The 25041-nt window shown below is 54.7% G+C and carries 22 protein-coding genes; 11 read left to right on the forward strand and 11 right to left on the reverse strand.

Annotated elements, in window-relative coordinates; translation table 11 throughout:
- Nucleotides 1–2 precede the first annotated feature (2 nt).
- The 5 genes from HGO37_RS10085 to dxs all read left to right on the forward strand — a co-directional run bounded on the left by HGO37_RS10085 (nucleotide 3) and on the right by dxs (nucleotide 4882).
- Complete coding sequence (locus tag HGO37_RS10085; RefSeq protein WP_250983183.1) at nucleotides 3–566, forward strand: biotin transporter BioY; 564 nt, start codon at nucleotides 3–5, stop codon at nucleotides 564–566.
- Between the two features lie 52 nt (nucleotides 567–618).
- Nucleotides 619–1554, forward strand: coding sequence for a histone deacetylase family protein (locus HGO37_RS10090; RefSeq protein WP_250983184.1), 936 nt, complete (start codon nucleotides 619–621; stop codon nucleotides 1552–1554).
- Between the two features lie 2 nt (nucleotides 1555–1556).
- Entirely contained in the window at nucleotides 1557–1811 is a 255-nt protein-coding gene (locus HGO37_RS10095) for an exodeoxyribonuclease VII small subunit (RefSeq protein WP_192487158.1), read from the forward strand.
- Nucleotides 1812–1937: 126 nt separating this feature from the next.
- The gene (locus HGO37_RS10100) at nucleotides 1938–2861 is read left to right on the forward strand and encodes a pirin family protein (RefSeq protein WP_250983185.1); all 924 of its coding nucleotides are present in this window, start codon (nucleotides 1938–1940) and stop codon (nucleotides 2859–2861) included.
- A 101-nt stretch (nucleotides 2862–2962) separates the two neighbouring features.
- A complete protein-coding gene (dxs, locus tag HGO37_RS10105) occupies nucleotides 2963–4882 on the forward strand; it encodes a 1-deoxy-D-xylulose-5-phosphate synthase (RefSeq protein WP_250983186.1) in 1920 nt (639 codons plus the stop codon).
- A 329-nt stretch (nucleotides 4883–5211) separates the two neighbouring features.
- On the opposite strand, the gene HGO37_RS10110 is transcribed toward dxs, so the two are convergent.
- Nucleotides 5212–7236 (reverse strand): methyl-accepting chemotaxis protein, encoded by a 2025-nt coding sequence (locus tag HGO37_RS10110; RefSeq protein WP_250983187.1) that lies wholly within the window; start codon nucleotides 7234–7236, stop codon nucleotides 5212–5214.
- Between the two features lie 336 nt (nucleotides 7237–7572).
- Here HGO37_RS10110 and HGO37_RS10115 point away from each other — a divergent pair, with 336 nt between their 5' ends.
- Nucleotides 7573–8325, forward strand: a complete 753-nt coding sequence (locus HGO37_RS10115; protein ID WP_250983188.1) for a TlyA family RNA methyltransferase — start codon at nucleotides 7573–7575, stop codon at nucleotides 8323–8325.
- Nucleotides 8322–9572, forward strand: coding sequence for a class I SAM-dependent RNA methyltransferase (locus tag HGO37_RS10120; RefSeq protein ID WP_250983189.1), 1251 nt, complete (start codon nucleotides 8322–8324; stop codon nucleotides 9570–9572). Before HGO37_RS10115 ends, HGO37_RS10120 begins: the two co-directional genes overlap by 4 nt.
- A 35-nt stretch (nucleotides 9573–9607) precedes the next feature.
- Here HGO37_RS10120 and HGO37_RS10125 read toward each other — a convergent pair whose 3' ends face one another.
- From HGO37_RS10125 to HGO37_RS10150, 6 genes are all read right to left on the reverse strand, one after another.
- Entirely contained in the window at nucleotides 9608–9922 is a 315-nt protein-coding gene (locus HGO37_RS10125) for a hypothetical protein (protein ID WP_250983190.1), read from the reverse strand.
- 89 nt (nucleotides 9923–10011) lie between these two features.
- Nucleotides 10012–10770, reverse strand: coding sequence for a crotonase/enoyl-CoA hydratase family protein (locus tag HGO37_RS10130; RefSeq protein ID WP_250983191.1), 759 nt, complete (start codon nucleotides 10768–10770; stop codon nucleotides 10012–10014).
- A 202-nt stretch (nucleotides 10771–10972) separates the two neighbouring features.
- Nucleotides 10973–11470, reverse strand: coding sequence for a BA14K family protein (locus HGO37_RS10135; protein ID WP_250983192.1), 498 nt, complete (start codon nucleotides 11468–11470; stop codon nucleotides 10973–10975).
- 214 nt (nucleotides 11471–11684) lie between these two features.
- A complete protein-coding gene (locus HGO37_RS10140) occupies nucleotides 11685–12212 on the reverse strand; it encodes a BA14K family protein (RefSeq protein WP_250983193.1) in 528 nt (175 codons plus the stop codon).
- A 178-nt stretch (nucleotides 12213–12390) separates the two neighbouring features.
- Entirely contained in the window at nucleotides 12391–13464 is a 1074-nt protein-coding gene (locus HGO37_RS10145) for an FAD-binding oxidoreductase (protein WP_250983194.1), read from the reverse strand.
- A 7-nt stretch (nucleotides 13465–13471) separates the two neighbouring features.
- Nucleotides 13472–14716, reverse strand: coding sequence for an aromatic ring-hydroxylating oxygenase subunit alpha (locus HGO37_RS10150; RefSeq protein ID WP_250983195.1), 1245 nt, complete (start codon nucleotides 14714–14716; stop codon nucleotides 13472–13474).
- A 316-nt stretch (nucleotides 14717–15032) separates the two neighbouring features.
- Here HGO37_RS10150 and HGO37_RS10155 point away from each other — a divergent pair, with 316 nt between their 5' ends.
- From HGO37_RS10155 to HGO37_RS10165, 3 genes are all read left to right on the forward strand, one after another.
- A complete protein-coding gene (locus tag HGO37_RS10155; protein WP_250983196.1) occupies nucleotides 15033–15644 on the forward strand; it encodes a DUF6656 family protein in 612 nt (203 codons plus the stop codon).
- Nucleotides 15645–15732: 88 nt separating this feature from the next.
- Nucleotides 15733–16713, forward strand: coding sequence for an L-threonylcarbamoyladenylate synthase (locus HGO37_RS10160; RefSeq protein WP_250983197.1), 981 nt, complete (start codon nucleotides 15733–15735; stop codon nucleotides 16711–16713).
- Between the two features lie 31 nt (nucleotides 16714–16744).
- Nucleotides 16745–18178, forward strand: a complete 1434-nt coding sequence (locus tag HGO37_RS10165; RefSeq protein WP_250983198.1) for an FAD-binding oxidoreductase — start codon at nucleotides 16745–16747, stop codon at nucleotides 18176–18178.
- Between the two features lie 19 nt (nucleotides 18179–18197).
- On the opposite strand, the gene HGO37_RS10170 is transcribed toward HGO37_RS10165, so the two are convergent.
- Nucleotides 18198–20783: a DUF1217 domain-containing protein gene (locus HGO37_RS10170; RefSeq protein WP_250983199.1), complete on the reverse strand. Its 2586-nt coding sequence runs from the start codon at nucleotides 20781–20783 to the stop codon at nucleotides 18198–18200.
- 346 nt (nucleotides 20784–21129) lie between these two features.
- Here HGO37_RS10170 and HGO37_RS10175 point away from each other — a divergent pair, with 346 nt between their 5' ends.
- Nucleotides 21130–21696, forward strand: a complete 567-nt coding sequence (locus HGO37_RS10175) for a DUF6101 family protein (protein WP_192487849.1) — start codon at nucleotides 21130–21132, stop codon at nucleotides 21694–21696.
- A 63-nt stretch (nucleotides 21697–21759) separates the two neighbouring features.
- Here the strand turns inward: HGO37_RS10175 and ubiA are convergent, their stop codons facing one another.
- The 3 genes from ubiA to HGO37_RS10190 all read right to left on the reverse strand — a co-directional run bounded on the left by ubiA (nucleotide 21760) and on the right by HGO37_RS10190 (nucleotide 24987).
- On the reverse strand, nucleotides 21760–22722 hold the full coding sequence (gene ubiA, locus HGO37_RS10180) for a 4-hydroxybenzoate octaprenyltransferase (protein ID WP_250983200.1): 963 nt from the start codon (nucleotides 22720–22722) through the stop codon (nucleotides 21760–21762).
- Between the two features lie 78 nt (nucleotides 22723–22800).
- Nucleotides 22801–23601, reverse strand: coding sequence for a MipA/OmpV family protein (locus HGO37_RS10185; RefSeq protein WP_250983201.1), 801 nt, complete (start codon nucleotides 23599–23601; stop codon nucleotides 22801–22803).
- A 132-nt stretch (nucleotides 23602–23733) separates the two neighbouring features.
- Nucleotides 23734–24987, reverse strand: a complete 1254-nt coding sequence (locus tag HGO37_RS10190) for a cyclopropane fatty acid synthase (protein WP_250983202.1) — start codon at nucleotides 24985–24987, stop codon at nucleotides 23734–23736.
- Nucleotides 24988–25041: the final 54 nt, after the last annotated feature.

Here is a 25041-nt window from a genome sequence, read left to right on the forward strand (position 1 = left end):
CCATGAAGACCCGTGACCTCGTTCTTATTGCGTTGTTTTCAGCGATCATTATTGCGCTTGGATTGCTGCCGCCAATTCCGGTCGCCATTATCCCCGTTCCAATTACGGCGCAGTCTCTCGGTGTGATGCTGGCCGGTGTCGTGCTTGGCGCAAAACGTGGCACGCTGGCCGTGTTGTTGACGATCCTGATTGCCGCCATCGGCCTGCCGGTGCTGTCGGGCGGTCGCGGAGGTCTGTCGATTTTCAACACGCCGACAACCGGTTATCTGATCGGCTGGATTTTTGCTGCCTTCGTCACCGGTTACCTCTCGGAGAAACTGGTCAATCGTCAGCAGTCCGGTCTGGTCCAAGGCGTTGGTTTCTTCATTGCCAGCGTCACCGGCGGTGTTGTGGTGCTTTATGCTTTCGGTGTGCCTTATCTGGGTTACGCGGCCGGCACGGGTCTGGAAAAAGCTTTCCTTGGTTCGCTGGCCTTCATTCCAGGTGACGTTCTCAAGGCTGTTCTGGCGGCACTTGCAGGGCGTGCAGTTCTGGCGGGTTATCCGCTTTTGCCGCATCGCGCCTGACCGTAATCCCCACATCCGATCCTTTTTTTTCGAAAAGACACCTGGATAGACCATGGCCACACGTCTTTATGAGCATCCCATTTTTCTTGAACACCTGACACCGGAGGGGCACCCTGAGCGCCCCGATCGGTTACGGTCGCTCAATATTGCGCTGGAGCACCCGAATTTCGGCGGCCTCGAGCGCAAGCAGGCGCCGCAGGCCAATGAGGATGCAGTGCTTCTGGCACATCCGGAAGAACATCTTCTGAGCGTGATGCGGGAAATTCCGGAAGAGGAAGGCCGTATCAACCGTCTCGAGGCCGACACCTATGCTTCGCCGAAAAGCCTGCAGGCTGCCTTAACCGGCATTGGCGCGGCTATGGCGGCGGTGGATGATGTATTTTCCGGCGCCGCCGATAACGTGTTTGTGGCATCGCGCCCTCCCGGCCATCATGCCGAGACGTCAAAAGCCATGGGCTTTTGCCTGTTCAACAATGCCGCTATCGCCGCACGCCACGCACAGAAAGTGCATGGTGCTGAACGCGTGGCCATTGTCGATTGGGACGTTCACCATGGCAACGGCACACAGGATATCTTTTGGGAAGATACCTCCGTGCTGTTCTGCTCCACGCACCAGATGCCACTTTATCCGTGGAGCGGTGACAAGAACGAAACCGGCGTGAAGAACAACGTGGTCAATGCGCCTCTGTCTCCCAACACCGGCAGCGATCATTTCCGTGAGGCGTTCAAATCCCGCATCTTGCCAGCGATCTCCGATTTTTCGCCGGACCTGATTATCATCTCTGCCGGCTTTGATGCCCATTACCGCGATCCGCTGGCGCATATCAATCTGGTTGGTGATGACTTCGACTGGGCAACGGGCCGACTTCTGGAGATGGCGGACAAATATTGTCAGAACCGGGTCGTCAGCCTGCTTGAAGGTGGTTATGATCTGGAAGGGCTGGCGGAATCGGCGGCCATGCATATTTTGAGAATGATGAAGGGTTGAATATGACGGACACGACCAGCGCAACCGATGTTAGCAGCTACTCTTTCGAGAAAGCTGTCGCGGAACTGGAAAGCATCGTGGCCCGTCTTGAACGTGGTGATGTTGCACTTGATGATTCCATCAAGATTTACGAACGCGGCGAAGCCCTGAAAAAGCATTGCGAAAACCTGCTGACCGCCGCAGAAAAGCGCATCGAAAAAATCCGCCTTGATCGGAATGGTGCACCACAGGGTGTTGAGCCGCTCGACGGCGAATAAGTCGTTCAGGTGGATTTCCGCTTTAAGTTGATCCGTTCAAAAACAGTACACGCTGTTCACAAGACGTGCTCTGCCAATTTCGTTCATCTGTGCTAGTTTGCCGGCGAATAAGAAGGAAAATACACGATGTCCTTTTTTCCCGGGAACGATCCTGCCGCCGGTGATGCATTCAGTTGCGACGCGATCGAAAACCTGATCATTCCACGCTCGAGTGATATTGGCGGTTTTGCAGTGCGCCGGGCACTGCCCACCCGCCAGAGACGCCTTGTCGGGCCATTCATCTTTTTTGACCGTATGGGCCCTGCCATTTTGAAAGCCGGTGAAGCGCTGGATGTGAAGCCACACCCGCATATCGGCCTCTCGACTGTCACCTATCTGTTTGACGGCGAGATCAAACATCGCGATAGCTTGGGGACCGAACTTGTCATTCGCCCCGGCGATATCAATCTGATGACGGCCGGTCGTGGCATTGTTCATTCGGAGCGCACACCGGAGAACCTGCGCGGGCATCCGCTTTCGATGTCCGGCCTGCAAACCTGGCTGGCCCTGCCCGACCATCTGGAAGAAATGGCACCGGCCTTTGCCCATACCGGGCGTGAACATATGCCTGATATTGATGTCAAAGGTGTACGCGGCCGTGTAGTGGTTGGTTCGATGGGTGGGCTAGTTTCGCCGGTTACAACCTATTCCGATACACTCTACGCTGATATCAGCCTCGAGCCCGGCGTCACATTCCCGTTCGACGCGATGCATGAAGAGCGGGCAATCTACATTCTTTCCGGCTCTCTGGATGTCGCTGGCGATATTTTTGCCGCTGATCAGTTGCTGGTGTTTCGCCCCGGCGACAATATAACGCTGAAGGGCGGACAGACAGGCTGTCATATCATGCTGTTTGGCGGGGCTGCCCTCAATTCCAAACGATATATATGGTGGAATTTCGTTTCTTCATCAAAAGAACGTATTGAACAGGCCAAGGAAGAGTGGAGAACCGCCCGGTTTGACATTGTTCCGGGTGATGAAGAAGAGTTTGTTCCTTTGCCGCAAGGTTGACATTTTGTAGAAGTGGACCAATTGCTCAGACAGAATTTCGCAATACATGGATTTGCGATAATTTATCTGCTGCTGGAGCCATCTGAATAAAGGCCGGACGATTGACCGTATTGCCAGAAACACCATTGCTTGACCGGGTGCAGTTTCCATCCGATCTGAAAACGATTGAAGACCGCGACCTGCCCCAACTGGCACGGGAACTTCGCGATGAAATGATCGATGCTGTCTCCCGTACCGGTGGCCACCTCGGTGCTGGCCTTGGTGTGGTTGAGCTGACCATCGCTATCCATAAGGTTTTCAACACGCCTGAAGATCGGCTTATCTTCGACGTCGGGCACCAGTGTTATCCGCACAAGATCCTGACCGGACGTCGTGACCGTATTCGCACGCTGCGTCAGGAAGACGGTCTTTCTGGTTTTACCCGTCGGGCCGAAAGCCAATATGACGACTTTGGTGCAGGTCACTCGTCCACGTCGATTTCTGCCGGTCTGGGCATGGCTGTGGCAGCCGAACTCGACAAAAGCGACCGCAAGGTCATTGCTGTCATCGGTGACGGCTCAATGTCTGCCGGCATGGCCTTTGAGGCGCTGAACAATGCCGGTGCACTCGATGCGCGCCTTATCGTTATTCTGAACGACAACGACATGTCTATTGCACCGCCAACCGGTGCGATGAGCGCCTATCTGGCGCGTCTGGCGTCTGGCCGCACCTATATGGGCATCCGTGATTTCGGCAAGAAGCTGACCGCCTATCTGGGCAAGACCATCGACCGCGCCATTACACGCGCCGTCACTCATGCCCGCGGTTATGTAACTGGCGGCACGCTGTTTGAAGAGCTTGGTTTCTACCATATCGGCCCGATTGACGGTCATTCCTTTGACCATCTGCTGCCAGTGCTGCGCAATGTGCGCGACAACCAGCAAGGGCCTGTACTCATTCACGTGGTGACACAAAAGGGCAAGGGCTACGCCCCTGCCGAAGCTGCGGCCGACAAATACCACGGCGTCAACAAGTTCGACGTCATTACTGGTGCGCAGGCCAAGGCCAAGCCCAATGCACCGAGCTACACCAGCGTATTTGCTGAAGCGCTGGTGCAGGAAGCGACGCTTGACGAAAAGATCGTTGGCGTTACCGCGGCCATGCCAAACGGCACTGGCCTCGACAAGCTGTCCGATCTCTTTCCGTCGCGGACCTTTGATGTCGGTATTGCCGAACAGCACGCCGTTACATTTGCAGCCGGACTTGCTGCGGATGGTTACAAGCCGTTCTGCGCGCTTTATTCGACATTCCTGCAGCGTGGTTACGACCAAGTCGTCCATGACGTTGCCATTCAGGGCTTGCCTGTGCGCTTCCCCATCGACCGCGCCGGGTTTGTTGGTGCCGATGGCCCAACCCATGCCGGTTCTTTCGACACCACATTCCTGGCTACCCTGCCCGGCATGGTGGTCATGGCAGCCGCTGATGAAGCCGAACTCAAACATATGGTGCGCACAGCTGCCGCCTATGACGGCGGTCCTATTTCCTTTCGTTATCCGCGTGGTGAAGGTGTTGGCATTGAAATGCCTGCCCGTGGTGAAATCCTTGAAATTGGCAAAGGCCGTGTCATCAAGCAGGGCAGTAAGGTTGCCATCCTGTCATTTGGGACACGGCTTGCCGAATGCCTGATGGCGGCGGAAGATCTTGACGCCGCCGGACTTTCGACAACGGTTGCCGATGCACGATTTGCCAAGCCGCTGGATCTCGACCTTATCCGCCAACTTGCCAGCCATCATGAAGTCCTGCTTACCATTGAAGAAGGTTCTGCGGGTGGGTTCGGTGCCCATGTGCTGCATTTCATGGCCAGTGCCGGTCTCCTGGATACGGGCCTCAAGGTTCGCACTCTAACATTGCCAGACCAGTGGGTTGAACAGGCCAAGCCGGAAACCATGTATGCCAATGCCGGGCTTGACCGCGCTGGCATCGTCAACACTGTGTTCAAGGCACTGGGCCAGGCACAGCCGGGTACGGGTTACGCCGGTTAACTCAGGCGTCCTATCCCTCCATCATCGCATGGATGACATGGAGGCACATCGTTTGCGAGGGGCAGAATGCCCCCGCAACGTGCTTTAGCGCAAAGATCAACCCTCCTGATTTGATAAGTTGATTTCGCAGCAAACGGGACGTCACACCCGGTGTTGCAGACATGTTCCCATCTCCAGGCAGGCAGTGCGCAACACCGAGCGGGGGTTTGGCACAGCTGCTTGAAAGCATATACGCCGTGCCTCCAGTTGGACGCACGACGTTTTCGGATCTTCGTATGGAAACCATGAGGCTGTAAGTGATTGCCTACAGCGCTTTTAGGAACCGCTTATCAGAATTCTGTCCAATCCTGCTCAGCGGCTTTGGCTGTGCTTTCTGCCGGTTTGGCATTAAAGGCACGTGCCAGTGTCTGTCCCAGGGAACGGGCTGGTGACGCAGCCGGACGCGACGTTTCAGTCGCGGCAATCGGGCCACGGCTCGTCACTGTTTTTCTGACAGCCGGTTGAACCGATGGACGCGCCGAAGACGACTGGCGGTGGGATGATGTTCCCATCGCAGCAACGCGGTTGACCGCACCGATATTGAACTGGCCAAGCAACGTGTTCAGGCCTTCGGCTTCACGGGCCAGTGAATGGCTGGCTGCCGTCTGCTGTTCGACCATGGCAGCATTCTGCTGCGTGCCCTGGTCCATGGCATTGACGGCCGTGTTGATTTCCTGAAGGCCAGTGGACTGCTCGCGAGCGGCAACGACAATGGCGCTGACATGCGTGCTGATTTCAGCGACGTCGGAGACGATCTTTTCCAGCGCCTTGCCAGTTTCATCAACGAGGTTCACACCGTTTTCGACCTGCTGGCTCGAAGCGGTGATCAGCGACTTGATTTCCTTTGCAGCATTGGCGGAACGCTGCGCCAGTTCACGAACTTCCTGCGCAACAACCGCAAAGCCCTTGCCTGCTTCACCAGCACGCGCCGCTTCAACACCGGCGTTCAGCGCCAGAAGGTTGGTCTGGAAGGCAATGTCATCGATAACACCGATGATGTTGCCTATTTCACCCGAAGACTTTTCAATTTCCTTCATGGCTTTGACGGCATTACGCACCACCACGCCAGACTTTTCGGCACCTTCACGGGTACGCTGTACGAGGTTGCCTGCTTCTTCCGCACCACGGGCAGAATCGCGAACTGTCGTTGTAACTTCTTCCAGAGCAGCGGCCGTCTGTTCGATCGATGCAGCCTGTTGTTCAGTACGTCGGGAAAGGTCATCGGCAGAGGACAACATTTCAGCAGCGCCAGCGTTGATGGCGGATGCATTTTCGCCAACCGAGCGCAGCGTCTGCTGCAGCTTTTCAAGCGAATTGTTGAAATCGTTTCTAAGCGAGTCCAGGCGCGGGGCGAACTGCTTTTCAATACGATAGGCGACATTGCCGTTGGAAAGAGCCGTCAGGCCATTTGCCAGTTCTTCAACTGCGACGTTGTTCTCAGCGTCCTCGCGGGCCTTTTCAGCTTCGTTGCGGCGACGTTCATCGTCCGACGAAAGACGCATTCTTTCCGTCTCGTCGGCGAGACGCAGCTTTTCGATACCCGCCTGTTTGAAGACCAGAACGGCCTGCGCCATTTTACCGACTTCGTCCTTGTGGTCGAGAGCCGGCACTTCGACAGTGTTGTCACCCTGTGCAAGGCGGCTCATCGATTCCGTCATCTGCACGATTGGCGTTGCAATAGCGCGTGCCAGAAGCAGGATCAGGGCAATGGCAATCACGCCAGCAACTGCACCGCCGCCAAGAAGCGCCATCTGCAGGTTAAACTGTGCGGCGTCCTGTGCCGCATAGTGTGATGCAGATAATTCAGCAAGCTGCGATTTGATGGTCGTCGCATTGGTGCGGAAGCCATCCAGCTGACCCTTGGCCTGGTTACGGCCAATTTCAATGATCTCGGAAATCGGCGCTTCCGTCGTCTTGCGCGCAGCAATCTGTGGCTCGGCAAGCTGCGTGTGGAACACCGTCGCCGATGCTTCCATCGCATCGATCGATTTAATGATCTCTGGCATGCCGGCTGCATAAGTGCGGGCTTCATTGAGCTTGTTCAGCATCAATTCGCGGTTGGCGAATACGTCATTGTATGTGCTGTCGCTGCGGAACAGCAGGAATCCGCGCTGGTTGACGGCCTGCTCAAGCATTGCTGCGAGCGCCGCATCCACCGACTCGACGATCTTGTCAGTTCTGAACTGTTCTTCGGAAATACGCTTCGTATCAAGTGTCTGCCAGAAAACCACGGCAGACGCCACGAGACAGACCCCCATCAAGGCGACGAAGGTTATGATCAGTTTCAAATTGATCGAGAAATTCTTCAAGGACATTGAATGCTCTTTCCGGAACAGTTGATGTATCAACAGCACCATGCCCGACGCTCAAGAACCCCGGTGTCGCAACATGGATTTTTAGAAAATGCCCTCATGGCAAATCGGCGGGATTAAAGGCAGCCAGCCAATCGCACCTTGCAGATAGCGCGTTTAAAATCACTTAATCGGCCGCGCAAAAGCGCCCGGATTTCGCGTGTGCAGCAAAATTATAGGTCAGAACAAACCATTTGCGTTGCAAAGATGATGCCCATCACCGCCATATGGTTGTCAGATCGGTGCTCGCCTCGACAAAAGGCTTGCGTTCAGGGCAGACCGCAGTCATTGACACTTCCCATGTCTCACTCAACAGAAACACAACGCCTAGACCAGTTGCTGGTGGCACTTGGTTTGTTCAGCAGCCGTTCGCGGGCACGCGATGCCATTGAACGTGGCACGGTCAGCGTCAACTTGCAGGTGGTCACCAAACCGGCTGCGATGTTTGCAGCCAACGTGGCCATCAGAACCGCAGACCCTGCGCAGGACTATGTCTCGCGAGCAGCGCTGAAACTCGTGGCTGCACTCGACCATTTCAAACTCGATCCGCGTGGCCAGGAATGCCTCGATGTCGGTGCGTCGACCGGCGGCTTTACCGAAGTCCTTCTTGAGCGCGGTGCATCCCATGTAACGTCAATCGATGTCGGCCATGGCCAGATGCACGCCCGCATTGAACAGAACCCTTCGGTGACCAACATCGAAGGGCTCAATGCGCGTTACCTGACAGCGGAAGATATTTTCGACCGGCCGGTGACGTTTATTGTCTCGGACGTTTCCTTTATCTCGCTAAAGCTGGCGCTTGCGCCTGCGCTGGAGCTTGCCGAAGCTGGCGCCCACGCAGTGCTGCTGATCAAACCGCAATTTGAAGCGGGCAGAGATGCCATCAGCAAAGCCGGACTGCTCAAGGCACCAGAAACCGCGCCTGATGTTGCACGCGAACTGGAGCGATGGCTGGTTGAGGACATGGGCTGGCGAAGCCTTGGCCTCATTCCCTCGCCTATTGCCGGAGGAGACGGAAACATCGAATTTTTGCTCGGAGGCCAAAAGCCATGACAACGCAAACCGTGAAAATCCAGAGCATGGGCGCGCAGGGCGATGGCATTGCACACTGTCCCGATGGCACCGTCTATGTCCCGTTCAGCCTTCCCGGCGAAACGGTTGCCATTGCGCGGGTTAAGGACCAAGGCACGATCATGTCGATTTCGGAAGCCTCTGCGCAGCGACGCGAACCACTCTGTCGCCACTTCGGACCGGATGGTCAGGGCGGCACCTGTGGCGGCTGTTCGCTGCAGCACATGGGTGATGAGGCCTATCACGAATTCAAACGCGATCTCGTCGTTTCTGCCCTGAAAGCCAAGGGCCTGGCACCTGAAGTGGATGCTCTGGTGACCTGTCAGCCCAAACAGCGTCGGCGCGCGGTCTTTGCCCTGCGCAAAACCGAAAAAAGCATGCTTCTCGGTTTCAGCCAGGCAGGCAGCCACCACATTGTCGATATTGCCGAATGTCCCGTCACTTCGGATGGTATTGTCAGCCGACTGAACGATCTTCGGGCCATTGGTACAGCCATGGTTCAGAGTGCCGAACCATTTCGCATGACGGTGCTGGAAAGCTTGTCGGGTCTTGATGTCGCGGTCGAGGGAATAAAATCCGTCAATGACAAACAGCGCCATGTGCTGACCCAGACCGTTTTGGCGATGAGAGGCATTGCCCGCGTTTCGTTGAATGGTGAAATCCTCATCGAACCGCAAAAACCGGCGCTAAAATTTGGCAAGGCTGAGGTCAATCCACCGCCCGGCAACTTCACGCAGGCAACCATTGCTGCTGAGAATGCGATGGCGGACATCGTGGTTGACCATTTTGGCAAGGCCAAACGTGTGGTTGACATGTTTGCGGGTTGCGGCACGTTCTCATTGCGCCTGGCGGAAAAATCACAGGTGCTCGCGGTTGAGGGCGATGACAAGGCCATCAAGGCACTGGATGCCGGTGCTCGCAAAACCCAAGGTTTGAAACCCGTCAAAGCCGAAAAACGTGACCTGTTCCGTCGGCCATTGATGTCAAGCGAGCTCAAAACCTTTGATGCCGTTGTGTTTGACCCACCACGGGCCGGTGCAGAAGCGCAATCGAAAGAGCTGGCACGCAGCACCATCAAAAAAATCGCTGCGGTCAGCTGCAATCCGCTGACGCTGGCACGCGATCTGTCCATTCTGGTAGAAGGTGGCTACCGCATCGTGCGCGTTGTGCCTGTGGACCAGTTCCTGTGGTCACCCCATGTGGAAGCGGTGGCACTGCTCGAAAAATAGGGTGTGTGCAGCACGCTCACCCCAAAGATCCCTTTTTACCAGACTGGCTGCAGGTTGCCGCTCCCGACAATACCCGGGCAGCGGCAGCGCCCGCCTGCCCGGCCGGTTTCGACACGGCAGACATAGGGCTGCGAGCGTCTTGCGCTTTCTGGCGGCGTGATCACGCAGGCAAAACGTGCACGATTGTTTTTTTGACGGTCTGGGCGTGACTGCGAAGAGTTAAAATCCATGTTCTGAGACTGCGCCAGCAAAACATCACTGTTTGGCACAACAGACATGGCTGGCATCTCGCGGCCTTCGGCGGCTGTGGTGAGCAGCAGCGCCATGCAGGCAAGGGCAATTTTACGCATTACATTGGTTCCCGAATAACCGATCATCCTGCCTCCAACACCCGTTTAAGCGTTTGGTTGCCAGTGACATTCTTTTACCGCCTTCAGCATTAACGGCGCATGAAAGCCTCAAAGGCAGCCCGCGCTTCCGCACTTTTCAGGCGAGAGCTGAAATGGGCAAATTCCTCATCCATTCTTTGCAGTTTTTCCTGTTCGCTTCCGCGCAGCAAGTCGCGCGCAATACGCAAAGCCTGCGGTGGCTTGGCGGCAAGTTTAAGGGCGATTTCCAGCGTTTCCGTTTCCACATTCTCGGGCTCGGTGACTTTCCAGATCAGGCCAGCCTCAAAAGCCTGTTTTGCCGAAAAACCCTCGCCTGCCACCAGCAACGCAAAGGCCCGTTGGTGACCCATGACGCGAGGAGCGAGCAGACTGGATGCGGCCTCTGGCACCAGCGCCAGATCGACGAAAGGCGTTTTGAACAGGCTGCGTGACGATGCGACCGTCATATCGCAATGCAAATGAAGCGTCGTGCCGATGCCAATCGCCAAACCATCAACACCGGACACCAAGGGCTTTTTCGCTTCCGCCATCGCTTTGATAAACTCAAAACCTGCGGGCGGTTCCACCGCCTGCCCCATGCCATAGGTCAAGAAGTCGGCCATGTCGTTGCCGGCCGAGAAACAGCCTTCCGTGCCGAGAAAAACAACAACCCGCACGCCCTCGTCTTCATTGGCAGAATTCAGTGTTTTCACCATACGACGATACATCGCCTGGGTTATGGCGTTCTTCTTCTCAGGCCGGTTAAATCGAATGACGAGAACGCCTGATCCGTCTTCAGACTTTTCCACCATGATATAGTTATCCTGCACGGCACTCCTCCCACGACCTTACAACCCAAGTTTTCAGGTATGGTTTTCAGAAATAATTTATTTTTACGTAAACGTCAATTTACTGATGAGATTGAATCCCCATTGAGCACCAATCGCTGTCGAGCCAATGCATCAAACACAAAACAAAACTCCGCCCGGCTTGATACCGGACAGAGCTTGATAGACATCTCTGGGATGCGGATCAGAAATACGGCGACAGGCACTGACGGCGTGGGCCGTAATTTGGCTGGAACGTATTGCTGTAGGAATCATAAGAGCGATAACGGGCCGAGCACCAGTCGTAATGACGCGGATTGATATTGCCCGTAGGAACCGGGCGATAAACTGGTTCCGGGCGATAGACTGGCGCAGGACGATAGACCGGGGCCGGTCTGTAGGTCGGAGCAGCAATTGCGCCACCGATCACCGCACCGGCTGCAAACGCAGCGAGCGGGAACCAGTAACCGTCATGATGACGATAGCCCTGACGAGGCTCGCGATAACCGCGATAACCGTTGTAATAGCCACGGCGAGGGCCGCGATCATAGTCGCGGTAGTACTGCACATTAACCACGTCGGGGTTAACGCTGGGCTGGCTTGGAACCACCGGCAGCGGCATGGCTTGCGCTGGTGCGATCGCTGTTACTGCAACAAGTGCAGCAAAACCGGCACCGGCAATTTTCTTGAGGTAGTTACTCATCTGACTTCTCCCTACTCTGGGCAAGTCTGCACCAACAGAGCGATAAACGTTATTTGTTCTACCGAACTCCATCTGCACCACGCAGGTCTATCCGGAATTTATATTACGAACATATTTCAGTTCGCATGAACCCAGCATTAACGAATGAAATCGCAGGAAAACCCGTCTTTTAAAAAATTAACCCGCGATTGAATCGCGGGTTAATAAATTCTGTTTATCGACCATAAGGCGACACACACTGAGCGCGTGGACCGTTATAGGGCTGATAAGTGTTGTCGTAAGCGCGGTAGGATCTCCACCGGTTGGCGCACCAGCTTGTGTGGCTGTTGCCATACGATGGCTGGCCCTGCTGCATGGCGCCACCTATAATGGCGCCCGCAGCAAACGCTGCCATGGGGAACCAGTACCCATTGTGATAACGATATCCGGGACGTCTGTCGGAATAACCACGGTGGCCATTGTACCAGCCATAGCGTGGCCCGTTATCTCTTACTCGTGGTCCGTCCCAACGATCACGGGGCGAAACATTTCGGCCGTGTCTCGGTATATACCTCGGCATATCTACAATATTGCCATTCCGATCCCGGCCTAGGCGCTGAAACTCATCCCTCACCTGAACAGTAGGTAACCGATTATCGTCTGGCTGCTGCACAGTGGGCATCTGGAATGCCTGAGCTGGAATAACGCCGCTTAGGCACATCACGATCGCCGTAGCAACGCTTGTCGTACGAAATCGCATCATGGGTATTCCTCCATAGTAAATCGTCAATGACGAAACGAAGTTCTTTTGAGGGCATGCACTTACCAGACGACTATCGCGGGGAGCACACTAACTTCAAATTCAACTATAGAGAAACGAGCTTGATAGGACTTTGTTCCGCAACATTGCGATAACCAAAGTAAAAATCATGTGATTGTATTCAGACCTCAACTTTTACATCACCCAGCGGCCGTGAGCAGCACGCAAGAATATAACCTTCCTCGATCTCCTCATCGAGAATGCCGCCATTATGGGCCATATCGACATTACCGGAAAGTTTAAGCACCCGGCAGGTTCCGCAAATACCGGATTCACATGCTGCCCCTATACGAACGCCAGCAGCACGTGCGGTGGTCAGAATTGTCTGTCCCGGCTGGCAGAAGGCTTCTTTCCCGGCAAGCGTGAAGGTGACCGTGGCGAGCACCTCACCATCTGCACCGGCGATAACTTCCGCCAAAGGAGGCGGCGCGGCCGGAGCGAAACTTTCCTGATGGTACCGACTCATGTCGAAACCAGAGGCTTCCAGCAACGAGCGTACCGCTGTCATGAACGGTTCCGGACCGCAACAAAACACCGTGCGATCCATGAAGTCAGGCGCAAGAAGTGCAATCTTGGCCTTATCCACCATGCCCTTAAGGCCGGACCAGAGGTCTGTGCGCCCGCAATTTTCAACGATGAAGCCGAGCGACAGTTTCGGCATAAAACGCGCCAGATATTCCAGCTCGTGCCGGAACACGATATCGGAGGGCGAGCGAGAGCAGTTTAGGAAGGCGATATCGCTTTGCGGCGCGCGATCACTCATGTCGCGCACCATCGACATCATCGGAGTGATGCCGGAACCCGCCGAGATGAACAGATATTTGTCGCCGGGATGTTTCACATAGGAAAAGTCACCGAATGGCCCCAGCGCCCGGATCTTCATGCCCGGTTTGAGGTTGTCGAACATCCAGCGCGTGCCGATACTATTGGCCTGCGCCTTCACCGTCACCGACAATGCATAGGGCCGTGAGGGGCTGGATGACAGCGTGTAGGTGCGCAATAGCACCTCGTTGCCGACAGGAAGCTCCAGCGTCACAAATTGACCCGGCATGTAGCGGAACCAGTTCGGCTCTTCCGAGCGAAACAGGAACGTCATCACATCTGAAGTTTCCGGTGTCACGGACAGGCATTCGAGAAGGTGGAGCTTGTCGCTCCACGGCTTCATTTCGTCGAGATGTTTATAAGAGAGCACCATGTTCACGTCAGGCAACCACTGCGAGTTTTGCCTTGTCGCCCTGCAGGCGATCAATCATGAAATCCGCATACCAGTTGACGAATTGCATGACACCGCCTTCATGAACCATGGAGTAGGGTCCCGGCTCATAGGCAGGTGAGCGAATACCAAAGGCATTTTCTTCCACGATCTGGCGATCCTGGTCATTGGTCTCGTTCCAAACGTGGGTCAGTTCCTCGATATTATAGTCCACCCCTTCAACCGCATCCTTGTGCACCAGCCATTTAGTGGTGACCATGGTTTCCTCGGGCCCAAGCGGTAACACGCGGAAGGAAATCGTGTGATCGCCCAGGAAGTGGTTCCATGTTGTTGGATAGTGGAACAGCAGCAATGCGCCGATATGGCTGATCGTGACATCATCCGAGAGCTGACGTCGCACCGCACGCTTGCCGGACATTGTGTAGCTTTCTGCGTCGCCAATCAGCGGCATACGCGCGACACGGAACTGTCCACGTGGATCAATCTGGAAGCGGCTTGGCAGGCCTGCGTCCTCACACCGTGACCAGTGACCGCCAATTTCGGGGTCATCAGCGCCACCATCCGTGCCTGTTACACTTGGGTTTTCCGGGTAGGTACGGCACAGTTCCGGGTGGTTTGCCGCGCAGTGGTAACATTCGCGGTTGTTTTCCCACACCAGCTTCCAATTGCCCTTTTCAATGATCGTGCTTTCATGGGCGATCTTCGCATCGGCAATGCGATGGGGGGCCATGTAGCCCTCGACCTGCGCACGCACCAGCGAGAAATCTAACGGATTTTCGGCAAGACAGATGAAGATGTAACCGGCGACACTTTCGCAGGCGACCGGCTTAAGACCAAATTCGCTCTTGTCGAAATCATCACCCATATGGCGGGCAAACAGCAGTTTGCCGTCCAGATCATAGGTCCATTGGTGATATGGGCAAACGAGACGTGCCGACTGGCCCTTATGGCTGGTGCAGACCCGAGAACCGCGGTGGCGACAGGAGTTATGGAAAGCGCGGATGACACCATCTTTGCCGCGCACGATGACCACGGCATAATTGCCGATCTGGACGGTGAAATAATTGCCAGCCTTCGGCGCTTCGCAATCATGTCCGATAAACAGCCAGTCACGGTACCAGATTGTTTCCATATCAAGCTGGAAATAATCCTTGCCGATGTAAAATGGCTGCTCAAGACTGAAGCCTTCCCGACGGTTCTTCAGCTGGCGCAAAACGGTGTCACGCAAATCCATGGCCACATTCCTCATTGGCAAAACAGAATGTCGAAGAGGTACTCCAACTGCTGTTTCAACGGCATGTGAACATCTAATCACGCCTGAAAGAGCGCAGGTGCGCAAACAGCGACATGGTTTTCCGCATTGGCGACAATTTGCGACATGGCGAAACAATGCCGTTATCTACATCATTGTTTATAATCAATAGTTTAATTAGATTTCCGACACACGAAGTCGCAACCAGACATGCCACCTGTTCAGAAAATCACCGGAAACCGTGTATTAACTCCTTAAATCTAAACTGATGTCCCAGTGACCATGGAGAACCTGTCGCGTGGAACAGGCAACACGTATCCGTTATTACGACGCCAGTGCGCGCAAGAAGGCCCCTGCCCGTGCGCGCAATATGCATTCGGAATTCCTGCGGACCGGACGCATCCTGCGTTACGAAGAACGCTGGTTGCCCGACGAAAAGCGTTACATGACGCATGACGAGGTTGCGGACCGTACCGGCCGTAAACTCGAAACGGCGGGATACAAGACGCATTCCCACCTCAACAATTTCCACCGGTCCATTCAGTTCCCGAGCATGATCTTTCACAAGACGCTCGAAGACAGTCCGCATCTTGGCTACTGCCACGTGACGGCGTCGAAAACCAGTTTCGACATGCGCCGACAGATCCTGTGGTCGTTCTATTTTGCGAATTTCTTCGCGGAAATCGGCGGTGACAAGGACGGCTTCTTCGTTGAGATTGATCCACGCTATTCCCGCATGTATTTTGCCATCGCGATGAACGCGGTCAACGGCCGCAGCGTTGAGATCGATCGTTCGGTTCACAAGGACGGTCTGCTGTTTCGCACGCATGACCCCAAGGTCGCGTTGAAAAACGTGCTGACGCTTGGTGCGCGTACGGAAGAAATGCGCAAGCTCATCATGGCGATGTAAACAGACCGCCCGATGCGCACCGATAATGTGCGCTTCACAGGCGGACCTAAAATGCGCTATGCACCACACCACAGGAACGGTGCATTAGATGGCTCGGTATATCAATATCCATACACATCCACAGGAAGCCCTTGAGGTTGCCTCCGCAATTCTTGGTGACGGTTATCCCGTGGCAATTCCAACGGAAACTGTTTACGGCCTCGCTGCCGATGCGACCAATCCCGCCGCGATTACCCGCATTTACGAGACCAAGGGCCGCCCACGTTTCAATCCACTGATCTGCCATATGTCTGATCTTGAGATGGCGCAGCGCTACGCAAGGTTCGATGACCTGTCTCTTGCGCTGGCGAAGGCATTCTGGCCAGGCCCGCTAACCATCGTTTTGCCGTTAAAAGACAACAGCGGCATTCATCCGCTGGCCACTGCCGGTCTCGATACGGTCGGTATTCGTGTGCCGCAGGGTTTTGCCGGCGAGCTGATCAAGACATTTGATCGACCGCTTGCTGCACCAAGCGCCAACAGCTCCGGCAAGATCAGCCCGACAAGCGCCTTGCATGTCGAAGATGATCTGGGCGAAAAGATCAAGCTGGTGCTTGATGCAGGTTCCGCAGGAGTTGGAGTCGAATCCACCATCGTCAAAGTTGAAAAAGACGGCAGTTTGCGACTGTTACGGCCGGGTGGTCTTGCCTCACAGGATATCGAACGGATTGCAGGCAAAAAATTATTGCGGTCCAAAACGGCATCGCCAGCCATTGAAGCGCCGGGCATGCTGGCCTCCCATTACGCACCAGGCGCTTACGTGCGTCTGCAAGCCACATCGGTTGACGCAGGCGAGGCCCTTATCTCCTTCGGTGATATCGAGCCGTTGCCGGGACAGGACAAAGCCAAGGTCGTTCTCAACCTCAGCCCTTCGGGCGATCTGGCCGAGGCCGCCACAAATCTTTTCGGATATCTCAAACTGGCGGATGCCAGCGGGGCAGCCAGCATTGCCGTTACCTCCATTCCGCAGCATGGCCTCGGTGAAGCGATCAATGATCGACTGGCACGAGCCGCCGCACCCCGTTCATAAGATCCAGCAATCTCCACGATAAAGGTGAAAGATGACTGTTGCCGCTCTTTCAGACCATCTCATTGCACAGTTCACGGCCATTGTCGGTGCAAGCCACGCCGTTCGCGATCAGGCCGAACTCGCGCCGCGCCTTGTCGAAAACCGTGGTCTTTACCAGGGTACATCACCCTTGCTGCTGAAACCTGCTTCGACAGAAGAAGTTGCCGAGATCATGAAGCTGGCAAGCAAAACCGGCACGGCCATCGTCCCACAAACCGGCAATACTGGCCTTGTTGGCGGTCAGACACCACGGGCCGGAGCCAGCGATATCATTCTGTCACTGGAACGCATGAACAAGGTGCGTGAAATCGATGCCGTGGCCAATGTCATTGTTGCCGACGCCGGCTGCATCCTTGAAGACATTCATACGGCGGCCGACAGTGTAAACCGCATGTTTCCGTTGACGCTGGCATCGCAGGGGTCCTGCCGCATCGGCGGTAACCTTGCCACCAATGCCGGGGGCACTGCCGTTCTGGCCTACGGCAATATGCGCCAGCTTTGCCTGGGCCTTGAGGTGGTTTTACCGACAGGCGAAATCTGGAACGGTCTTCGCAAGCTGAAAAAAGACAATACGGGTTATGATCTGCGGGATCTGTTCATCGGCTCGGAAGGCACACTCGGTGTCATTACCGCCGCCGTTTTGAAACTGTTTCCTAAGCCGCTCGGCCATCAGGTTGCTTTTGTCGGCCTGGCGAGCCCTGATGCCGCCTTGACGCTGTTTGAAAAAGCAACCAGCCTGTGCGGGTCTGCCCTGACCGGCTTTGAATTGATGCCGCGCCTCGGTGTTGAGTTCACCACCAAACACATTCCCGGCGTCAGGGATCCGCTGGCACGGCCACATGCCTGGTATGTGCTGATCGATATCTCGACATCCGACTCCAGCGATGCAGCCGACGCGATGATGCAGGTCCTGCTGGAGCAGGGCCTGGAAAACGGTATCGTTGAGGATGCCGTCATTGCGACATCAGACGCACAACGTCAGGCAATCTGGCATATGCGTGAAAGCATGTCGGAAGCGCAGCGCCCTGAAGGCGGTTCGATCAAGCACGACGTGTCAGTGCCAGTTTCCAGCATCCCGGAATTTATGGCAGCGGCAGAAACGGCTGTTTTGCAGGTCATTCCGGATGCCCGTATCTGCGCCTTCGGCCACATGGGTGATGGCAACATCCATTATAATATTTCCCAGCCGATTGGAGCAGACAAAGCAGAGTTCATTGGGCGCTGGCGCGAGGTCAATGCCATCGTGCATCAGTTGGTATTGTCTTGTGGCGGGTCAATCTCGGCTGAACACGGCATTGGTCAGCTGAAGCGCGATGAACTTGCCCATATCAGGGATGGTATCGAGATTGATCTCATGCGGCGCATCAAGTCCGCTTTTGACCCTGCCGGCATCATGAACCCCGGCAAGGTCATAGCGACGCCATAACAGGCACCGCCTATTGCGATTACCGCGACGAACCGAGCGTTGCTACCGCCATCAACGTGTCGACGCTGATGGTTGTAGACCCACTGAACATGGCCAGAGTCGGATTGTAGCTTCCATTGACCATATCATACATGACGGTGAAGCGTGAGATCAGCTTCTTGACCTTTTCTTCGTCCTGAAAGTCCTCGATGTCGAAGTATTTCTTCATCATCGTCACCTGCGTGTCGACTTCCGCATTGGCCATTTCGTCAGGAATTTCGAAGGTCGTCGTAATGAACTTCTGAAGCGCTGTATCGCCAAGAATGGTGTAGTAGGACGTCGTATCCTTGGCCATACGCTGGAAATACAGCGCAAGACGAACACCGGCATTGTCTTCACCCGCCTGGGTTTCCAAGGTCTGCTGCAGATAGTTGTCGAGCGTCTCATAAAGACCGCTGCGGTTTTGAATGGAGGCGCGGTCCTCGCGCATCAGGTTACCTTGGGTGTCGAAATTGAAGGAGGTTACCAGCCTGCGGAAAGAGGTGTCGGCTTCCGTATTAATGTAGCTTTTCGGATCGTCCAGATCGGACGTGAAGATCTTGTAGAGTTGTTCGGTCGTGACGCTGGCCGGATCAATGTCGAAAGCTTCCATGGCAAAGGCCAGCAGTCTGGCATTGCCCAGCAGGTCCTTGAGAGATTTGATCTTCTGAATTTCTTCCGTGTAATATTCGGACTCTTTTTTCGCCAGGGTCTTTTCGTCTTCGGTGCCGAATGCCGAGCGGCCATTGATATAGGCGGCAGCCACGGTTTGCACGTCAAGCTCCGACTGCGCGAGAACCGGCGCGCCGATTGTGCCATCCGACTTGAAGTTGAAAAGCTCCGCCAGCTTGACGTAGCGCTCGTCCTTCAGGGTGTAGACAAAGCTTTTCGGGTCCTGAAGGTCGCTTTTTAGCACCTCTTTAATGGTGCGTTCGCTTTCCGTGTTCGGGTCCAGGCCCACAGCCTTAAGGGCATAGCTGTAAACGCTGGTGTTGGTCATGAAGGTCGACAGCGACGTGACCGTGGCAATCTGGGTCTTGAACGACGCAAGCGCCTTTTCGTCGGCGGCTTCATCCTTGTCGTTATGGTAGCTCATATAGCCCATATTGGTAATACGGCTCTGTTCGGACGTCTGCGGCAGAGTGCCATCGGCAAGCGTGCCATCAGACTGGAAGTTGAATGCGTTTCTCAACGCAATATAGCGCTCGTCGTTTTTGCCGACTGTCGCGATGTAGTTGTTCGGGTCGCTCAGATCAGCCGTCAGAATGTTCTTGATCGTTGCCGGCATGATCGTCGCATCAGTCAGGTTGAACGCAGTCTGGATATAGGCCAGAAGGCGAGCGTCTCCGGTTACGCCGCTACCGCCGGCGATCTGTTCAACCGAGGTGATCGTGTTGATCTTGCTCAGGAAATAATCCCGCTCCAGCTCTGCCTTGGCGATGGTCGAGCGAGGATTGGTCAGGATATAGGCATTGTTCATCACCAGACGGTTTTCTTCCGTCTGAGCACTGCCCGGGGCTACGGTGCCATCAGCATTGAAATCAAACGCATCGGCAAGGGCTCGGAAGACATCCAGATCAGAGTTGGTCTTCGTCAGCGTGGTCTTTTCGGCATTCAACTTCGTGGTCAGTGCCGTTGTCTCAGTGCCAACGGCTGGAAGACGGGTACTATAATCGTCAATCAGCGCCTGATTGGTGGTGATTGCAGCCTGCGCCGCATCACGGTCGGTAACGCTGACCTTGCTCCACACGCTGGCAAGCTGGGTTTTCAGATCTTCGATCGTGGCAGTCAGTGTTTCCTCGTCACCGCCATTGTCCAGTTCCTCCTGCGCCGCATCAATCTGCACCTGAAGGGCATCACCTTTGGTAATCGCGCTATTGAGGTCACTGACCTTGGTAATGGCTGTGGCACGCCCGGTGATTTCGGTCAGCGTGGTGTTAATTTCGGCCAGACGCGCGGCATTGGCACCGTATTTAGCGCCGTAGGTAATGTTGAAATAGCTGTTGGGATCATCTGTATCACTGGTCAGCAATCCCCTGATGTTGGCATAGGAGAAATACTGCTGATCAATTCCGAAGACACTGAGCGTATAGGAGCGAAGGCGCTCGTTCTGCATAAGCTTGTCGACGTTATCAATCGTCTTGATCATCACATTGTAATAGCGATTTTCTTCAGTAATCGCCGAGTCCGCATCCGCAACATTGGTGTTGTAGAGGCCGATCATCGCTTCCAGCTGCGAATCCGACTGCAACGTGCTGGTCGGTGTGCTGAAATTGAACGCCTCGGCAAACTGGCGATAGCGGGTGTCAGTCAGCTTGTTGGCAAAGCTGTTTGAATCATTCAGGTCGCTCTCAAGCACCTTCTTCATGAACGCCTTGGCATAGCTCATGTCGGACAGACCGAAGGCTTCCATGGCATACGTATAGAGCTGGTAATTATCCAGAAACTCATCGACGGTTTTCACCTTGCCGATGTTCTCCTTGTAATACTCGGTTTGCCGGGCGGTCATGCTTTGCTGGGCAACGCGTGACAAACTGGTTTTCATGTCCCGGTTTATCAAATCGTAGCTGAGATAAGTCGACACCATTGCGCGTATTCCTTCGCGTAAATTCCACCGCAAAACAAAACCAAGCAATTCCGTCCGATAAAATCGCACAGAACTCCGAGATTGGCAAAATGCCCGCGTAGCCTTGCCCGGAGCTTGAACCATGAGACCTTTGCCGTGGCCAATTGGAGAAAATTGCACTGTCTCCGTTCACACTTCCGCAACCCTGATCATTGGGCACTTTGCTAACCATCTGGGAATGCAAAGTTTTTTAACCTCGTTTTTTAAGCGGTCCAGAATGAGCAGGCGCTATGTTCACATCATCAGAGGACGAAAAGTCCCGGGAGATGCCCAAAAGGCTCTCAGGTAAAACAAGGGTTGCATGAATATGACAAATACGGTTTTGAAGCCCGAATGGGCCGCAGCGACACTCAGACTCGATCCAGCGCGGTTTCCGCAACAGGTCACTTATGGAGTCCGCGACGGATGTTCCGACGTTGTCATTACACTTGATGAACGCGGTGCCGTACTCAAGAAAACACTCAATTCAAGCGGCCTGCCGCTTTCCTTTGCCCTGCCAGCACGCGCTTTCAAGGGTGTTGCAGCCCGCGCCATCGACCATGGTGATGGTCAGGTTACCGTAACGCTGGAACTGCACCACGAGGACCCTGCCCTGTGCATTCCACTGCTGGTAGCCCATGATCTCTGTGACATTGCTGCCGACTGGCGCAACTGGTCTGAAACCTATCGCATTCCGATGCTGATGGTTGAAGCAGATGGCGTTGCCCGTCCGTTGGAAGACCATATTGGCGGCCCACGCCCGCAGGACCTTCGTCCGCGCCGTCGCCATTCCTACTTCGCAAATCGTCGTCCACGTTTCCTTGTTCGCCGATCCACCGGCAAGCTTGGCGTCGCGATGAAGATCGAAGGCAAAGAAATTATCGCACGCAACTGACTTTAAACGTGATCTCCAGATCAAAAAGAACCCGGCAAGGAAGTCATTCCTGCCGGGTTTTCTTTATTGAAGCAGATTGACGGCAAGCGGCAATAACAGACCGGCAAACACCAGCGCGCCGACCCGCGTGTTGGACTTGAACAGTGCAAGGCACTGGTCGCCATCATTGATATCCAGCACGATGATCTGGCGAATAAACATGCCTGCCGCGGCCGCAACACCAGAATAGGCCAACAAGCCGACACCGGCAGAGGCGAAAGACATCACCATTAATACAAGCGCCAAACCGTAAAGGCCAATAAGCCACATGCGTGTGTTATCACCGAACAGGCGGGCGGTTGAGCGTACGCCAACCAATTCATCGTCTTCCTTGTCCTGATGGGCGTAAATCGTGTCATATCCAATCGTCCAGGCAATTGACGCGCCGTAGAGCAGGAATGCTGCCGGTGCCAGAGTGCCGAACTGCCCCGACCACCCCATCAGCGCACCCCAGCAGAAAGCAAGACCGAGGAAGAACTGCGGCCAGTCGGTAAATCTTTTGGCGAAGGGATAAATGACGACAAAGATTAGCGAAAAAATGCCAAGCGCCCAAGAGAAGGTATTAAACTGCAACAGCACCACGAGACCGGCCAGAGATTGCAGCACAATAAAAATCTTCGCCTGTTTGCGTGTAACCCGCCCTGATGGCAATGGGCGGGAGCGTGTACGGGCAACGGCCATGTCGATCTGGTGATCGACCAGATCATTATAGGTACAGCCTGCACCACGCATGGCGACCGAACCGATAAAAAACAGCACAAGATGGAAGGCCAGCAGGCCCCATGAAAATGTTCCGGCGTCCATGGCGACATTTGCCGCCAGGGCGGCCGACCAGAAACACGGCCACATCAGAAGCTGCCAACCAATCGGGCGGTCCCAGCGGGCGAGCTGCGCATACGGCCAGACCCAGCGTGGCAGCAGTCGGTAAACCCAGTTGTCGGATGGCGCGTCTGAAACGCGGCCGGTCATATCGCTATTGTGAACCATACCGGGGTTTCCAAGCCTTTCCTGCTACCATGACACAGGAAAGGCTCTAAACCCGCGCTTTTTGCAAAGCAAGGATGATTAGGGAACGCTGAACCCGAATTTGTAGCTGGCGCCGATACCGACAACAAACTGGTTCTTCGAACCACGTTCACTGACCAGCGTACTTTTGCCAGCGTCGCCCATCAGGCGCTTGTATTCGGCAAAGGATGTCAGCTCGATATTGTCGGTTGCCTTCCAGGTGATGGCGGCACCAACACCGGCAGAATGCAGACCGCCATCGGGATTATAGGCCGACGGACCACCGGACGCGGCAGCCGCGGAACTTACACCGTAATATTTGTCGTTATATTTGTTGCTGACCCATGTCGCGCGTGGACCGGCCGAAATCTGCAGGCCGGGCGTGATGTCGGTGAAAACGTCCGCTGACAGATCGGCAACGACACCGCTATGGCTACGTATGCCCTGGCGCACTTCACCGCGAACACGCACCCAGTCCGTTGGGTAGACTTCAGCAAAACCACCGAGTTCACCGCCGAGCTTGATTTTCTGCATGCCACGAAGGTCAGAAGAATCACCCTCATCACGTGGCATGATCAGCTTTGCAGCGACACCGGCGCGAAACGTTCCCTGATCGAGAAGACCAAACGACGCACTATCATTGCGCGACGAAAACTTTGCGGATGGGCCAACTTTGCCCAGCGAAATGATTGGCGCAGCGCCAAACTCATTCTTGTTGTCGCCCTGATACTTCGGCGCGGAAAAACCGACCGCACCAACTTTCAGATACCAGTCACCGGAGAACCAGCTTTCGGCCTGTGCAGTGCCCGCAAGACAAAGGGGAATAAGGCAGGCGGAAAAAGCCAGCTTTGAAAAAGACATGTATGAACTCCGGATACGCAAAACAGAAAGGAGAAACAGATACTCTCATTTCAAATTAAGCATATTCCCTTGCCAATCTGTTAACTACGCAGGGTAGCCGCCAGCGTGTCAAATCCTATCCGAGATTGTGTGTCAGAACTCGACCTTCTCCATCGGCAGGCGGGTCTTTTCAAACTCTGCCAGCCGCTGCTCTGCCAACTGAATGTAATTGCGGTTGTCGGGAACAACATCACCGCGTTTTGCCAGTTGCAGCTGGAAGATATGAAAATTCTCGTGAGTGAAGGCCATTTCTGAGCCGGCCAGATAAAATTCCCACATCCGGAAAAAGCGCTCGTCATAAAGCGCCACGGCGTCGTCCTTTCGAGCGACGAAACGTTGCCGCCAGTGCCTCAGCGTGTGGGCATAATGCATCGGCAGTATTTCGATATCGCGCACCAACAAGCCGGCTTTTTCCACCGCAGGCAATACTTCCGCCAGTGACGGAATATAACCGCCGGGGAAAATATACTTTTCGATGAACGGGTTGGTGGCCAGCGCCGGATAGGGTTGACCGATGGAATGCAGCACCATCACGCCGTAGTCATCCAGCACTTCTGCCGCCTTGTTGAAATACTCCCGATAATGAGTTGGCCCAACATGTTCGAACATGCCAACCGACACGATGCGGTCGTATTTTTTGGACGGCAGATATTTATAGTCCTGCAGTTCAAACCGCACCTTTTCCGACAGGTTGCGTTTTGACGCACGACCCCGCGATACCCTTAGCTGTTCTTCGCTTAAGGTGATGCCAGTTACATCAACACCGGAACTTTCGCTCAGATACATCGCCATGCCGCCCCAACCGGAGCCTATTTCCAGGACGCTCTGGTCCTCGGCCAGCAACAGTTTTGCGGCAATATGTCGTTTTTTGGCAGCCTGTGCCTCATCCAGCGTTATTCCGGGCGGATTGAAATAGGCGCAGGAATATTGCCAGTCCTCGTCCAGAAACAGATCGAACAGCTTGGCGCTCAAATCATAGTGGTGTGAAACGTTGCTTTTGTTGTGATTGACTGGCAGGTGCATCTTTATGCGCGAGGCGATAATGCGCGCGAAACCGCGCCAAATCATGCCGAAGGTCAGCGCCTCGCTCAGTGTATTCGCCTTGATCAACGCCAGAAAATCATAAATGTCGCCCTCGTCGACATTCATACGGCGTTCCATATAGATTTCGGCGAGTTTCAATGTCGGGTCTCTGGCAATCTCGTCCGACGCTTCATCATCGGTAAAACTGATCGCGACCCGTTTTCCTGTACCGTCGCCGTAAATGTGAAGTCCATTTGGACCGGTAACGACGAGGTCGCCGGTTCTGACTATTTTCTCAAGCAATGCATGCAGAGACGAGGCCATTTCACCTCCCGAATAAGCTAAGTCTCACTTATCAAGTTTTGTAACCGTATTCCT

It is taken from the genome of Rhizobium sp. CG4, from assembly GCF_023701965.1.
Classification (GTDB): domain Bacteria; phylum Pseudomonadota; class Alphaproteobacteria; order Rhizobiales; family Rhizobiaceae; genus Agrobacterium.

Coding starts and splice junctions, on each gene's coding strand:
- HGO37_RS10085 (WP_250983183.1), top strand. CDS start 3: ATGAAGACCCGTGACCTCGTTCTTATTGCGTTGTTTTCAGCGATCATT.
- HGO37_RS10090 (WP_250983184.1), top strand. CDS start 619: ATGGCCACACGTCTTTATGAGCATCCCATTTTTCTTGAACACCTGACA.
- HGO37_RS10095 (WP_192487158.1), top strand. CDS start 1,557: ATGACGGACACGACCAGCGCAACCGATGTTAGCAGCTACTCTTTCGAG.
- HGO37_RS10100 (WP_250983185.1), top strand. CDS start 1,938: ATGTCCTTTTTTCCCGGGAACGATCCTGCCGCCGGTGATGCATTCAGT.
- HGO37_RS10110 (WP_250983187.1), bottom strand. CDS start 7,236: ATGTCCTTGAAGAATTTCTCGATCAATTTGAAACTGATCATAACCTTC.
- HGO37_RS10115 (WP_250983188.1), top strand. CDS start 7,573: ATGTCTCACTCAACAGAAACACAACGCCTAGACCAGTTGCTGGTGGCA.
- HGO37_RS10120 (WP_250983189.1), top strand. CDS start 8,322: ATGACAACGCAAACCGTGAAAATCCAGAGCATGGGCGCGCAGGGCGAT.
- HGO37_RS10125 (WP_250983190.1), bottom strand. CDS start 9,922: ATGCGTAAAATTGCCCTTGCCTGCATGGCGCTGCTGCTCACCACAGCC.
- HGO37_RS10135 (WP_250983192.1), bottom strand. CDS start 11,470: ATGAGTAACTACCTCAAGAAAATTGCCGGTGCCGGTTTTGCTGCACTT.
- HGO37_RS10140 (WP_250983193.1), bottom strand. CDS start 12,212: ATGATGCGATTTCGTACGACAAGCGTTGCTACGGCGATCGTGATGTGC.
- HGO37_RS10145 (WP_250983194.1), bottom strand. CDS start 13,464: ATGGTGCTCTCTTATAAACATCTCGACGAAATGAAGCCGTGGAGCGAC.
- HGO37_RS10150 (WP_250983195.1), bottom strand. CDS start 14,716: ATGGATTTGCGTGACACCGTTTTGCGCCAGCTGAAGAACCGTCGGGAA.
- HGO37_RS10160 (WP_250983197.1), top strand. CDS start 15,733: ATGGCTCGGTATATCAATATCCATACACATCCACAGGAAGCCCTTGAG.
- HGO37_RS10165 (WP_250983198.1), top strand. CDS start 16,745: ATGACTGTTGCCGCTCTTTCAGACCATCTCATTGCACAGTTCACGGCC.
- HGO37_RS10170 (WP_250983199.1), bottom strand. CDS start 20,783: ATGGTGTCGACTTATCTCAGCTACGATTTGATAAACCGGGACATGAAA.
- HGO37_RS10175 (WP_192487849.1), top strand. CDS start 21,130: ATGACAAATACGGTTTTGAAGCCCGAATGGGCCGCAGCGACACTCAGA.
- ubiA (WP_250983200.1), bottom strand. CDS start 22,722: ATGGTTCACAATAGCGATATGACCGGCCGCGTTTCAGACGCGCCATCC.
- HGO37_RS10185 (WP_250983201.1), bottom strand. CDS start 23,601: ATGTCTTTTTCAAAGCTGGCTTTTTCCGCCTGCCTTATTCCCCTTTGT.
- HGO37_RS10190 (WP_250983202.1), bottom strand. CDS start 24,987: ATGGCCTCGTCTCTGCATGCATTGCTTGAGAAAATAGTCAGAACCGGC.